Origin of the sequence: Pseudomonas sp. CYM-20-01 (assembly GCF_023169845.1) — a bacterium.
Classification (GTDB): Bacteria; Pseudomonadota; Gammaproteobacteria; order Pseudomonadales; family Pseudomonadaceae; genus Aquipseudomonas; species Aquipseudomonas azotoformans.
This window is the reverse complement of the sequence record NZ_AP025169.1, coordinates 4,151,842-4,163,815: the sequence shown is the minus strand read 5'-3', so window position 1 is coordinate 4,163,815 and position 11,974 is coordinate 4,151,842. Positions and strand designations below refer to the sequence as shown.

General features: G+C 61.7%; 13 protein-coding genes. 6 read left to right on the top strand and 7 right to left on the bottom strand.

Annotated features, from left to right (window positions below; all coding sequences use genetic code 11):
• Positions 1-69: 69 nt before the first annotated feature.
• The gene (locus M2497_RS18575; protein ID WP_248482226.1) at positions 70-492 is read left to right on the top strand and encodes a hypothetical protein; all 423 of its coding nucleotides are present in this window, start codon (positions 70-72) and stop codon (positions 490-492) included.
• A gap of 307 nt (positions 493-799) precedes the next feature.
• Here the strand turns inward: M2497_RS18575 and M2497_RS18570 are convergent, their stop codons facing one another.
• Positions 800-1,228 carry a hypothetical protein gene (locus M2497_RS18570; protein ID WP_248482224.1) on the bottom strand — a complete coding sequence of 143 codons (429 nt, stop codon included), beginning with the start codon at positions 1,226-1,228 and terminating at the stop codon, positions 800-802.
• A gap of 164 nt (positions 1,229-1,392) precedes the next feature.
• On the opposite strand from M2497_RS18570, the gene M2497_RS18565 reads away from it, so the two are divergent.
• Positions 1,393-2,394: an ABC transporter substrate-binding protein gene (locus M2497_RS18565; protein WP_248482222.1), complete on the top strand. Its 1,002-nt coding sequence runs from the start codon at positions 1,393-1,395 to the stop codon at positions 2,392-2,394.
• 2 nt (positions 2,395-2,396) lie between these two features.
• Here the strand turns inward: M2497_RS18565 and M2497_RS18560 are convergent, their stop codons facing one another.
• Positions 2,397-3,185 carry a helix-turn-helix transcriptional regulator gene (locus tag M2497_RS18560; protein WP_248482221.1) on the bottom strand — a complete coding sequence of 263 codons (789 nt, stop codon included), beginning with the start codon at positions 3,183-3,185 and terminating at the stop codon, positions 2,397-2,399.
• A gap of 86 nt (positions 3,186-3,271) precedes the next feature.
• Between M2497_RS18560 and M2497_RS18555 the strand changes: the two genes are divergently transcribed.
• From M2497_RS18555 to aqpZ, 4 genes are all read left to right on the top strand, one after another.
• Positions 3,272-4,270 (top strand): bile acid:sodium symporter family protein, encoded by a 999-nt coding sequence (locus tag M2497_RS18555; RefSeq protein ID WP_058424017.1) that lies wholly within the window; start codon positions 3,272-3,274, stop codon positions 4,268-4,270.
• 86 nt (positions 4,271-4,356) lie between these two features.
• A complete protein-coding gene (locus M2497_RS18550) occupies positions 4,357-4,716 on the top strand; it encodes a type 1 fimbrial protein (protein ID WP_248482220.1) in 360 nt (119 codons plus the stop codon).
• 140 nt (positions 4,717-4,856) lie between these two features.
• A complete protein-coding gene (locus tag M2497_RS18545; protein ID WP_248482219.1) occupies positions 4,857-6,041 on the top strand; it encodes a sugar transporter in 1,185 nt (394 codons plus the stop codon).
• 90 nt (positions 6,042-6,131) lie between these two features.
• Positions 6,132-6,845: an aquaporin Z gene (aqpZ, locus tag M2497_RS18540; protein WP_248482218.1), complete on the top strand. Its 714-nt coding sequence runs from the start codon at positions 6,132-6,134 to the stop codon at positions 6,843-6,845.
• Between the two features lie 32 nt (positions 6,846-6,877).
• On the opposite strand, the gene M2497_RS18535 is transcribed toward aqpZ, so the two are convergent.
• The 5 genes from M2497_RS18535 to M2497_RS18515 all read right to left on the bottom strand — a co-directional run bounded on the left by M2497_RS18535 (position 6,878) and on the right by M2497_RS18515 (position 11,957).
• Positions 6,878-8,077 (bottom strand): NAD(P)/FAD-dependent oxidoreductase, encoded by a 1,200-nt coding sequence (locus M2497_RS18535; protein WP_248482217.1) that lies wholly within the window; start codon positions 8,075-8,077, stop codon positions 6,878-6,880.
• Positions 8,078-8,202: 125 nt separating this feature from the next.
• Positions 8,203-9,198 carry a DJ-1/PfpI family protein gene (locus M2497_RS18530; RefSeq protein ID WP_248482215.1) on the bottom strand — a complete coding sequence of 332 codons (996 nt, stop codon included), beginning with the start codon at positions 9,196-9,198 and terminating at the stop codon, positions 8,203-8,205.
• The gene (tal, locus tag M2497_RS18525) at positions 9,195-10,118 is read right to left on the bottom strand and encodes a transaldolase (RefSeq protein WP_248482214.1); all 924 of its coding nucleotides are present in this window, start codon (positions 10,116-10,118) and stop codon (positions 9,195-9,197) included. The genes M2497_RS18530 and tal overlap by 4 nt, the downstream gene beginning before the upstream one ends.
• Positions 10,119-10,140: 22 nt before the next feature.
• On the bottom strand, positions 10,141-11,094 hold the full coding sequence (locus M2497_RS18520) for a sugar-binding transcriptional regulator (RefSeq protein WP_248482211.1): 954 nt from the start codon (positions 11,092-11,094) through the stop codon (positions 10,141-10,143).
• Between the two features lie 62 nt (positions 11,095-11,156).
• Complete coding sequence (locus M2497_RS18515; protein ID WP_248482209.1) at positions 11,157-11,957, bottom strand: SDR family oxidoreductase; 801 nt, start codon at positions 11,955-11,957, stop codon at positions 11,157-11,159.
• Between the last annotated feature and the right edge of the window lie 17 nt (positions 11,958-11,974).

Sequence of the window (11,974 nt, the reverse complement as noted above, 5' to 3'; positions counted from 1 at the left end):
TTGTTGACAGGTGTCGAGGGTGTTGAGTTGGTGGAAGCTAAAGGCAACACTGACGAAGGAGGTGTTGTCATGGAAAATTCACTGTGTAAGATAAGTATGATTCTGGAAGTTGGCGCCAGGTATGAGTTCTTAGTTGTGCTTCCTGATTTAACTAAAGTGTGTGCTGGAACCGTGACGAGCTTGGATGCTGATGCGCGAATTGTAACGCTTCAGGAAGATGAAACGAGTATGGCGCGGACTTTTTTTCTAGAGGAAATTAGAGGTGTAGTTGTCACTTCTAAGTTGTTAGAGCAATCCATTGCTGCTGGGGGTTTAAATCGCAGCAATGTTTCTTATACGCAGTACCATGAAATATATTATGAGGAACAGGATTTTGCACGCCCGGCTCCAGCTCCGGCTCCGGCTCCAGTTCCAAAACCTTCTCCACGGCCGCCCACTCTAGGGGAGCTAAACTTTATGTTCACAACGGGTCTTATGGCCTATCGAGTGTAGTGATGTTGTTTTTCTCATTCCGAAAGAAAAGCTGCTGAGGGTGAATGTCCTGACTCTATGAAAAATCAGTAGGCTTTTTAAGGTTTTCAAGTGAATAAGGAGATTTTTTTGGCTTTGTATTAGTAGGTGGGTGGTTTATGTGCAAGTTCACCGCTATCTAATAAACTTTGCAGGCGTGACTCAATAAGAGCCGAGCGCGACGTACTATACGGGTTCGACCAGCCAGACCCGTGCGCAAGTGTATTGAGCGGGTTTGTTGTGGCAAGCCCGCTCGCCACAACCATCTACCTGCTCGACAAAATGTGGCTTACGCCGCCTGCGGCTGAACCTGCAACGCCCCCTCCACATCCTTGACCAACCCACTGGCCAAAAACAGCGGTATCAACCGCTTGTGCAACTGCGGCTCGACAAACTCCTTCACCGTATCCAGCGCCAGTACACCGCTCAACGGCAGCTCGGCCTTGGTGTACGACAACCAGGCCTTCTTCAACACTTGCAACACATCGCTGCCCGCCGTGGTGGCGAAGCGGCGCTGGGTGGGTTTGCCGTCGAAGGTGAAGCTGTGCTGGAACTCATAGCCGCTTTCATCACCGTTACCGCTGGTGCAGCGGATGCAGCTGCACGGGCCGTCGCCGAACGCGCTGCGCAGGTAGGCGTTGAAGTCCACCACGGGTTTGAGTGACAGGCGCTTATCCACCTCGAACAGGTCCCCGGTCATTTTTTCGTCAGTGTTCAACGTCCATTTCCTCGCTGGTTCGGCAGTTTTTCAAAACGCGGCACAATAGCAGCCGAGCGCTGGTTTGTGGGCCATTTGCATAACAATAGATCCAGATATTCTTTTCCAGTCTAAAAAAACGTCGCTAGGCTCCATCACCTTCTTAAAAAACGCGGCAGACTCCCATGACTTTCAAGCGTTCCTCCCTGACCCTGTTGGCGGCTGCGACGGCCCTGATCAGTATCGGCGCCCAGGCCGAAGGCAAGATCAGCATCGCCCAGCAATTCGGCATCGGCTACCTGATCCTCGACGTGGTGCGTGACCAGCATCTGATCGAAAAACACGGCAAGGAACAGGGCCTGGATATCCAGGTGGAGTGGAACAGCATTTCCGGCGCCACCGCCATGAACGAATCGCTGCTGGCCGGTGCGCTCGACGTAGTCTCTGCCGGTGTACCGCCAATGCTGACCCTGTGGGACCGCACCAAGGGCAAGCAGAACGTCAAGGCCATCGCCTCCCTGGGCTCGATGCCCAACTACCTGCTGACCAACAACCCCAACGTGAAGACCCTCAAGGACTTCAGCGAAAAAGATCGCATCGCCGTGCCCGCCGCCGGCGTGGGTTTCCAGTCACGCACCTTGCAGATCGAGACCGCCAAGCAGTTCGGCGACGCCAACTTCAAGAAGTTCGACGACATCTCCATCAGCCTGGCTCACCCCGGTGCCACTGCTGCGCTGATTGCCGGGGGATCGGAGATCAACGCGCACTTCTCCAGCCCGCCGTTCCAGTACCAGGAACTGTTGAATCCGAATGTGCACAAGGTGCTCAGTTCCTACGACATCCTCGGTGGGCCGGCTACGTTCAACGTGCTCTACACCACGCAGAAATTCCACGACGAAAACCCCAAGACCTACAAGGCGTTCTATGCCGCGCTGGCCGAAGCGGAGAAGATCATCAAGGCTGATAAGCCGGCGGCAGCCAAGGCGTATATCCGCGTAGAACAGTCGAAGTTGCCGTTGGACCTGGTAGAGAAGATCGTCCAGGACCCGGAGATCGACTTCACCATCGCGCCGCAGCGTACCTACATCTACGCCGAGAAATTGCAGGCATTGGGCGTGCTGAAAAACAAGGCCGCCAGTTGGAAGGACTACTTCTTCGAAGAGGCCCATGGCGGCAATGGCAGCTGATGTCAGCGGAAAAATTCGCCGGGCGTGGCCTCGAATTGCTGCCGAAACGCATTGATAAACGCCGACGTCGACTCATAGCCACACCCCAGCGCCACATCCGTGACCCGCTCGCCTTGCTCCAGGGCGGGCAGGGCGCTCAATAAGCGCAGGCGCTGGCGCCAGGCGCGGAACGTCAGCCCGGTGTCGCTCAAGAACAACCGACTGAGGGTCTTCTCGCTTACCCCCAGTTTCTGGCTCCACTGGCCCAAGGTCGTTTGCTGTTCCGGGTGCGCACTCAGGCTGCGATAGATCGGCCGCAGGCGTGTGTCCAGCGGCAGTGGCAGCATCAGGTCGACGTGCGGCGCCGCCGCCAGCTGGTCCAGCACCACCTGGGCCAGGCGCCCGTCCGGCCCATCCTCGGCATATTCCACCGGCAGTTCGCTGAAACTGCGGATCAACTCGCGCAGCAGGCTGCTCACCGCCAGCACATGACAGCGCTCGGCCGCCCAGGTGGTGACGCTGCAATCCAGGTACAGGCTGCGCATCTCTGTGTGGGGCGAACTGAACACCCGATGCGGTACACCGGCTGGAATCCACACCGCGCGCTGGGGGGGCGCGACGAAACGGCCAACGCTGGTCTGGATCTCCAGCACCCCGGAAATCGCGTAGGACAATTGCACCCACGGGTGGCTGTGCCGGCGGGTCAGCGCACGGTTGGGCAGCGATTCGGTGCGCCCATACACCGGCCGTGGCAGGCTGGAAAGCCCGGGCACGCTACGGCGCACGGTGTTGGCATGTCCTTTAGGCGGCATTTGTTGGCTCGTTGGCGTTAGTCGGTAACAAGCCGTTACGTTAGAGTCGCGATGACGCTCTTGGCAACCCCCGGAAGATCCTGCTTATGACTCGCCCCCGTTTCCTGCCCGATAACTTCACCCTGACCCTGATCGCCACGGTGATTCTCGCTTCCCTGCTGCCCGCCAGCGGCCAGACCGCCGTGGCCTTCGGCTGGGTGACCAACCTGGCCATCGCGCTGCTGTTTTTCCTGCACGGCGCCAAGCTGTCGCGCCAGGCCATCGTGGCCGGCGCCGGGCACTGGCGCCTGCATCTGCTGGTGTTCAGCCTGACCTTCGTGCTGTTCCCGCTGCTGGGCCTGGCGCTCAAGCCGGTGCTGTCGCCGCTGATCGGCAAAGACCTGTACATGGGCATGCTCTACCTGTGCGCCTTGCCGGCCACGGTGCAATCGGCGATTGCGTTCACGTCCCTGGCGCGGGGCAATATCCCGGCGGCGATCTGCAGCGCGGCGGCGTCCAGCCTGTTCGGCATCTTCCTGACACCGTTGCTGGTGACGCTGCTGCTCAATGTGCACGGCGACGGCGGCTCGACGGTCGACGCCATCCTGAAAATCAGCGTGCAATTGCTGCTGCCGTTTATCGCCGGGCAAATCGCCCGTCGCTGGATTGGTGAGTGGGTCGGGCGCAACAAGTCCTGGCTGAAATTCGTCGATCAGGGCTCGATCCTGTTGGTGGTCTATGGCGCATTCAGCGAAGCGGTGAATGAAGGTATCTGGCACCAGATCCCGCTGTGGGAACTGGGTGGCCTGGTGGTGGCGTGCTGCGTGTTGCTGGGCCTGGTGCTGGTGGCGTCCACGGTGCTTGGCAAGGCGTTCGGTTTCAACCAGGAAGACCGCATCACCATCCTGTTCTGCGGTTCGAAAAAGAGCCTGGCCACCGGTGTGCCGATGGCTCAGGTGCTGTTCGCCGGGGCGAGCATGGGCGTGCTGATCCTGCCGCTGATGCTGTTCCACCAGATCCAGTTGATGGTCTGCGCGGCGTTGGCCCAGCGTTATGCGAATCGGCCGGAGTCGATTCCGGAATTGATGGGGCAGGTGGACCCGTAACTTTTCTTTCAGACACCGACGAATAACCTCAAGTAAACGCCGGGCCAGACGACTTACTTCTTAACAGCCCAAGAAGGAGCGTCGACATGAACGTTTTACGTTTGTCACTGGTTACCGGTGTTCTTGCGGTATGGACGGGGGCATGCCTGGCGGCATCTTCCGGTGTCATTCAATTTCACGGCAGCATCGTCGAGCCCGGTTGTAACCCCAGTACGTCGGGCGGGGCGACAGTGGAGTTCAATGGATGCCCGCAAGCCCTGCGTGGCAGCCAGTTCGAGGCACAGTCGGTGCGCAGTGTGACCGCGCTGGGCAATTCGGCGGTCAACGTCAAGTTGGTGGCCGACAGCCCCAACGGGCGCTATTTCGACCAGCGGTATGTGCTGGTGGATGCCCTCGGCAAGCCGGTTCAATCGGGCGCCTACGTGGTCACCATGACGGCACCCTGACCCGGTTGAGGTCATTTTGAGCGGGATGAGCGCCAACAGTCGGGCCGGAAACCTATAGAATGCTCGGCGGCGGCGCTTGTCCTGGGTGGCCGCTCGATCACCGCTCCCGCTTGATCACTGCCAGAGTACCGCGCCGTTCCATGAGCATTTCAGCCGCAACGCCCCAAGCCAATTGGCAACCGGTCTTCGCTCTCGCGTTGGCCGCGTTTGTGTTCAATACCACCGAATTCGTGCCCGTCGGGCTGCTCAGTGCCATCGGCGCCAGTTTCGACATGCCGGTGTCCAGCGTCGGGCTGATGCTCACTATCTATGCCTGGATCGTGTCCCTGACTTCATTGCCGGTGATGCTGCTGACCCGCAACGTGGAGCGGCGCAAGCTGCTGATCGTGCTGTTCGGCCTGTTTATCGCCAGTCATATCCTTTCCAGTGTCGCCACCAGTTTCGGCATCCTGATGCTCAGTCGTATCGGCATCGCCCTGTCCCATGCGCTGTTCTGGTCGATCACCGCCTCACTCGCGGTTCGCTTGGCGCCGGAAGGCAAGCAGGTGCAAGCGCTCGGTCTGCTGGCCACCGGCACTTCCCTGGCGATGGTGCTGGGGATTCCGTTGGGCCGCCTGCTGGGCGAGGCCATGGGCTGGCGTACCACGTTCCTGGTGATCGGCGCGTTCGCCGCTGCGCTGGTGTTCTGGCTGGCGCGCACCTTGCCGTTGTTGCCGAGCCAGAACTCCGGCTCGTTGCGCAGCCTGCCGCTGCTGTTCAAGCGCCCGGCGCTGGTGGCGCTGTATGTGCTGACCGCCATGACCGTCACTGCGCAATTCACCGCCTACAGCTACATCGAACCCTTCGTCGAAGGCGTGGCCGGCATGAGCGGCAGCGCGGTGACCCTGATCCTGCTGGTGTTCGGCGGCGCGGGCATCATCGGTTCGCTGCTGTTCAGCCTGGTGCACCGTTTCAACCCGCATCTGTTCGTGGTGGGCGCAGTGTTTATCCTGGCCGCCTGCCTGGCGTTACTGCTGCCCTTGAGCGGTGCCGAGTCTTACCTGGTGGTACTGAGCATTTTCTGGGGCATGGCGATCATGGGCTTCGGCCTGGCCATGCAATCCAAGGTGCTGGTGCTGGCACCCGACGCCACCGACGTGGCCATGGCGATGTTCTCCGGCATCTACAACATCGGCATTGGCGGCGGTGCGCTGATGGGCAGTTGGGTCGGCAGCCAGTTCGGCTTCGCCTGGATCGGCGCGGCCGGTGGGTTGCTGGCGGCGGTAGCGTTGATCGGTTACTGCCTGGCGATCAGGAAATTTGGGCAGGGCGTTGTCAGCCGTTAAAACCAGACAAGTCTTACAGGACATATTGATACCCATTGCTACCGTCGCCCCGGACCGCCCACCTCCCGTGGTGACGGCACTTGAGCTGCAATGGAGTTGATTGTGCAAAGACGTTTGACTGCAGAGTTCATCGGTACTTTCTGGCTGACCTTCGGCGGCTGTGGCAGCGCCATCCTGGCGGCTGCTTTCCCCGGGTTGGGCATTGGTTTTGTGGGCGTTTCCCTGGCGTTTGGGCTGACGGTGTTGACCATGGCCTATGCGCTGGGCGGTATTTCCGGCGGGCATTTCAACCCGGCGGTGACCCTCGGCCTGTGGGTGGGGCGCCGTATCGAGGGCGCTGATGTGCTGCCGTACATCGTGGCGCAGGTCGCGGGGGCGATTACGGCCGCTGCCACATTGTTCCTGATTGCCAACGGGCAGCCGGATTTCGCGGTGGGCGGTTTTGCCGCCAACGGCTATGGTCCGCTCAGCCCCGGTCATTTCGACATGAAGTCCGCGTTGCTGGCTGAACTGATCGCCACGTTTTTCTTCGTCTTCATCATTATGCGCGTCACCGCACCCGGCGCGGTGCCTGGCTTTGCCCCGATTGCCATTGGCTTGGCACTGACCTTGATTCACCTGGTCCTGATCCCTGTGACCAATACCTCGGTCAACCCGGCGCGCAGCACCGGGCCGGCGTTGTTTGCCGGGGTGGATTACCTGGCACAGCTTTGGCTGTTCTGGCTGGCGCCGATGGTGGGCGGGGTGATGGGCGCGGTGGCGGCTCGATCAATGGATGAATGCCGCAAAAAAATGCCCGCCTGAACAACAGCGGCGGGCGCCCGGGAGTACGGGCTTCAGGCCACCGGAATCAACGGGTCGGCCGCCGCCAGCGCGCCAGCACGCTCGGCGGCCGGTGGGTAGATCCACACGGTATTGATCTGATGCTTGAGGTCCTTGGCTTCCTGACCAACCAGCTTCAGTTGGCGATCCCAACCTTCGGTGTACACGGCACCCCAGGCGCCGAGGTCGAGGCAGGTCACGTATTTGGGTTGTCGGTAGGTCATCGGCGCCACGCCGATCAGGTCGGCGGCGACGTTATTGCCGGCATAGCGGCCCAGGGCGATGGCGTGCTGGCAGGACATGCCGGCAAAGTTGCCCAGGTCGTCGGTGGCGGCGTAAGCCACGTCACCGGCGGCGAACACGTCGGCCTGGCCCTTGACCTTGAGGGTGCCGTCTACATGCAGGCGGCCCTGGGGATCGCGGGCACCGCTGACCTGCTCGGTGAGCGGGTTGGCCCGGAAGCCGATGGTCCAGATCACGGTTTTCGATTCAATGCGTTGTCCATCCGCCAGGGTCACGCCGCTGGCATCCACTGAAGCCACCGACGTGTTCAATATCCATTCCAGGCCCAGTGCGTTGCTGGCTTCGATGATCGATGGGCGGATGCCATCGCCCATGGAGGCGGCAATCTGCGGGCCACGGTCGACGACGATGACGCGGATATCGGCATCGTCACCCAAGGCTGCCCTCAGACGCGCCGGCATTTCGGTGGAGGTCTCGATGCCGGTGAAACCACCGCCAGCGACCAGCACCGTGTTGCGCGCGGGACTATCAGGCAGGTTTTTCAACGCGGTGATATGAGCTTCCAGGCGCGTGGCATCCTCGATCTGGTCCACATCGAAGACATGCTCGATGCCTGGCATCTGCGGACGGTTCAGACGGCTGCCGGCGGCGAGCACCAGGCGGTCGTACGGGATCGTGGTGGAGATGCCGGCCGTATCCCGGTAGGTCACGTGTTTGGCGTTTTCATCGATGCTGTCAGCCGCGCCTTGAATGAACTTGACGTTCACGGCTTCGAACAACGGACCCAGTGGCGCCTGCATGGTGTGTACAGCGGGCTCGTAGAAACGTGGGCGGATGCGCAGTTCCGGCTGTGGGGCGAGGAGGCTGATCTGCACGTCGTGGCGATCATGTTTGTCCAGCAGGCGCGCAGCGCTCAACGCGCTCCAGACGCCACCGAACCCGGCGCCGATAATAAGGATGTGCTGTTTCATGGGATGCTCCAGGGACCAGGTCAATTCGTTTGCTCAAGCGGTGAGGCGTTGCCGGCTCACTGTAAAAGCAGCGCTGCTTGTCTGGTAGGACACATAACCCTGAATTACTGCCAGGCCGCAGGCGCTCAGCGTGAAAAGCGCTCGCGATAGTTGCGGGGAGAGATCGAAAGGTGACGCTGGAAGGTATAGCGCATGCGTTCTTCGTCGCCGAAGCCGCACAGTTGCGCGACCTGGTCGATGTTGCGCTGGGAGTCTTCCAGCAGGCGCCGCGCCGCTTCCAGGCGAAACAGCTCGATGGCCTTGGCCGGCGTGCGCCCGGTTTTCTGCTTGTAGACCCGGGCAAAGTTGCGCGGGCTCATGCGGCTTTGTTCAGCCAGGCGCTCCACGGTGAGGTCGCTGTCGCTGAGGTTGTCGGCGACCCACAGGTGCAAGGCATCGAAACCGGCGGTGTCGTCGGTTTGCGCTTGCAGCAGTTGGCTGAATTGCGCCTGGCCTCCGGGGCGCTTGAGAAACACCACCAGTTCCCGCGCCACTTGCAGGGCGACGGGCCGTCCGCAATCGGCCTCTACCAACGCCAGCGCGAGGTCGATACCGGCGGTCACACCCGCCGACGTCCACACATTGCCCTGTTGGATAAAGATCGCGTCCATGTCCACGATAATGTCCGGGAAACCCTGCTTGAGCATGTCGCACATGGCCCAGTGGGTGGCGGCGCGGCGGCCGTCGAGCAAGCCGGCCATGGCCAGCAGGAAGGTGCCGCTGCACACCGAGGCGGTGCGCCCGGCGCTGGCGGAGGCCACGCGCAGCCATTGCACCAGCTCGGTATTGGCGGCCATCGCCTGTTGGATCGCCGGCGCGCCGGGCACGATCAGGGTGTCGATGACGTGCGTGTCCAGGTGCTCCAGCGCCAGCGTGTCCACGCTCAGCCCCTCGGCGGTCTGCATCAGGCCGCCGGCCAGGCTGGCGGTGTGCATCACGTAGCCCGGCAAGCCACGCTCGGCCATGGCCTTGGTGGCGGCCCAGAACACGGTCTGGGCGCCGGTCAGGTCGAGCAGGCCCATCTGGGGGTAGGCCAGGAACACCAGGGTGCGAGGCTGGCTCAGCGACAGGGCAGGGCTCATAGGGCTGCGAGGACCGCCTCGAGTTTTTCCTGGTCGCGGGCGAACTGACGAATGCCTTCGGCCAGTTTCTCGGTGGCCATCGCGTCCTCATTGGAGCCCCAGCGGAATTGCGCCTCGTTGAGGGTCTGGCGCGGCTCGCCAACCGCCCCCGGATTCAATCGACGTTCCAGCAGGCCCTGGTCTTCATCGAGCTTTTGCAGCAGCTCGGGGCTGATGGTCAGGCGATCGCAGCCGGCCAGTTGTTCGATCTGGCTGAGGGTGCGGAAGCTGGCGCCCATGACCACGGTGTTGATGGCGTTGGCCTTGTAGTAGTTGTAGATCCGCGTCACGGACTGCACGCCTGGGTCTTCGGCGCCGGTGTAGTCCAGGCCGGTGTTCTTGCGGTACCAGTCATAGATGCGGCCTACGAACGGCGAAATCAGGAACACCCCTGCATCGGCGCAGGCGGCGGCCTGGACGAACGAAAACAGCAGGGTCAGGTTGGTCTGGATCCCGGCCTTTTCCAGGCGCTCGGCGGTGCGAATGCCTTCCCAGGTAGAGGCCAGCTTGATCAGCACGCGGTCGCGGCCGACGCCGGCCTGGTCGTACAGCGCGATCAACTGGTTAGCCTTGGCCCATAATGCGTCTGCGTCGAAGGACAGGCGCGCGTCGACTTCGGTGGAGATGCGCCCCGGAATCACCTTGAGAATGCCGCAGCCCACCGCCACCGCAAAGCGGTCACAGGCCAGGTCCACATCGCCCTTGGACTGGCCCACCGCGCTGCGCAGCAACTCGGCATATTCCGGGATGGCGGCCGCCTTGAGCAGCAGGGACGGGTTAGTGGTGGCATCCACCGGGCGCAGGCGGCTGATGGCTTCCAGGTCGCCGGTGTCGCACACCACGGTGGTGAATTGCTTGAGTTGTTCGAGCTTGGACGTCATGAGCGGCAGTCTCCAAAAAGGGTTATTGGTTGAGGGCCTGTGCGGTGTCCAGGTCGGTGATCAGGATGTCCAGGTAGCCGCCCTGGAGTGCGCCACGAATGGCCTGGACCTTGTTCAACCCACCGGCCAGGCCGAGCACTCGGTGGATGGCACGCAGCTTGGGCAGCGCCACCGACACCACGAATTCTTCATCTTCCTCCAGCACCGGCTGGCCCTGGGCATCGAAGTAGCGCAGGCAGATATCGCCCACCGCGCCGCGTTCGGCGAGCAGGCGCAGCATGTCTTCGGTGTAGTAGTTGCCGCTGTTGCGCAGCAGTTGCGAGGGCTCCAGGTCGCCGATGCCGACAATCGCCAGGGTGATGCTGTCAAAGCGCTGCAGCACTTCCTTGACCTCTTCCATCTGCACGATGCGCTGCTTGCTCTCCACCGATTGCTCGATGCTTTGCGAGGGCAGCAGAAACGCCGGGCAGTTGAGCAGGGTCGCCAGGCGCTGGGTCAGCAACGTGGCTTCAAACGCGCCCTTGTGGCCGACGCCGCCCAACAGTTGCACCACTTCCTGGGCTGCCTGTTTGCCCGGTTGCGCGTGCAGGTGGCTCACCATGGCGCGAATGGTGCTGCTCCACGACGAAATACCGATATGGTCCTGGGGCGACAGGCTGGTTTCCAGGTAGTGGGCGGCGGCCGAACCGATGGCCTGCTTGATGCTCTCGTCATTGCCCGGCTCGGTGGCTTCCACCACGATCACCCGGCGCACGCCGTAGCGGCGTTGCAACTGGGTTTCCAGCTCCAGGTGCAGGCCTTGCAGGCGCATCACCGTGATCTTCACCACGCCTTCCTGCAGCGCCCGACGCAGGGCGCGGCTGATAAAGGATTGGGACAGGTCCAGTTGCGCGGAAATCTCGGACTGCTTGAGCCCTTCTTCGTAATAGAGGCTCGCGATCTTGGTGATCAGGCGCTGTTCTTCGATCTGGCTCATGAAGGCCTCAGGGCTCTTTATAGTAAAAGGCATGACTCAATGGCCGTGAGGATACCAAACCCTTACGACATGATCAGGCCGCCGTCGATATTGATCGCCTGGCCGGTCAGGTAGGCCGCATCGTCCGAGGCCAGAAACGCCACCAGGCCCGCGACATCCGAGGGTTTGCCGGCGCGGCGCAGGGGGATGTTCCTGACCCATTCGGCCATCAATTCACCCTTGCCGTAGCGTTTCTCGTCGGTGCTGAGGATCTCGCCCCACACGCGGTCGTTGTAGTCCCACATCTCGCTTTCGATGATGCCGGGGCAAAACGCGTTGACCGTGATGTTATGCCGCGCCAGCTCCAGCGCCAGGCTCTGGGTGATGCCGATCACGCCCATTTTGCTGGCGGCATAGTGGGGCGTGTAGATGAACCCCTGGCGACCCTGGCCGGAGGAGGTGTTGATCAGCCGGCCGCTGCCTTGCTTGACCATGTACTTGGCCGCCTCCCGGCAGCCGAGCCAGACGCCGGTGGTGTTGACCTGCAGCACCTTGTCGAAATCGGCGCGGGGCATTTTGTCGTAATGGTCGATGGTGATGATGCCGGCGTTCTGCACCGACACGTCGATGCTGCCAAACCGCGCGTGGCCTTCGCGGTAGAGCGTTTCGATATCGTCTTCGCGGGTGACGTCGATGGCCAGGGCCAGGGTGTCGACCTGGTATTCCTGGGCCAGTTGGTCGGCGGTGAAGGTCACGCGTTCCAAGTCGTTGGAAGCCAGTACCAGGTTGGCGCCTTCCTGGGCGAAGCGCTCGGCAATGCCGGCGCCGATGCCCCGGCAGGCGCCGGTGATCACTACAGTTTTACCGCTGAATCGTTGTGACATGACAAGGGTTCCCATGC

What these genes read in the sequence shown, in the direction of transcription:
- M2497_RS18575 (WP_248482226.1), top strand. Translation starts at nt 70, where the DNA reads ATGGAAAATTCACTGTGTAAGATAAGTATGATTCTGGAAGTTGGCGCC.
- M2497_RS18565 (WP_248482222.1), top strand. Translation starts at nt 1,393, where the DNA reads ATGACTTTCAAGCGTTCCTCCCTGACCCTGTTGGCGGCTGCGACGGCC.
- M2497_RS18560 (WP_248482221.1), bottom strand. Translation starts at nt 3,185, where the DNA reads ATGCCGCCTAAAGGACATGCCAACACCGTGCGCCGTAGCGTGCCCGGG.
- M2497_RS18555 (WP_058424017.1), top strand. Translation starts at nt 3,272, where the DNA reads ATGACTCGCCCCCGTTTCCTGCCCGATAACTTCACCCTGACCCTGATC.
- M2497_RS18550 (WP_248482220.1), top strand. Translation starts at nt 4,357, where the DNA reads ATGAACGTTTTACGTTTGTCACTGGTTACCGGTGTTCTTGCGGTATGG.
- M2497_RS18545 (WP_248482219.1), top strand. Translation starts at nt 4,857, where the DNA reads ATGAGCATTTCAGCCGCAACGCCCCAAGCCAATTGGCAACCGGTCTTC.
- aqpZ (WP_248482218.1), top strand. Translation starts at nt 6,132, where the DNA reads ATGGAGTTGATTGTGCAAAGACGTTTGACTGCAGAGTTCATCGGTACT.
- M2497_RS18535 (WP_248482217.1), bottom strand. Translation starts at nt 8,077, where the DNA reads ATGAAACAGCACATCCTTATTATCGGCGCCGGGTTCGGTGGCGTCTGG.
- M2497_RS18530 (WP_248482215.1), bottom strand. Translation starts at nt 9,198, where the DNA reads ATGAGCCCTGCCCTGTCGCTGAGCCAGCCTCGCACCCTGGTGTTCCTG.
- tal (WP_248482214.1), bottom strand. Translation starts at nt 10,118, where the DNA reads ATGACGTCCAAGCTCGAACAACTCAAGCAATTCACCACCGTGGTGTGC.
- M2497_RS18520 (WP_248482211.1), bottom strand. Translation starts at nt 11,094, where the DNA reads ATGAGCCAGATCGAAGAACAGCGCCTGATCACCAAGATCGCGAGCCTC.
- M2497_RS18515 (WP_248482209.1), bottom strand. Translation starts at nt 11,957, where the DNA reads ATGTCACAACGATTCAGCGGTAAAACTGTAGTGATCACCGGCGCCTGC.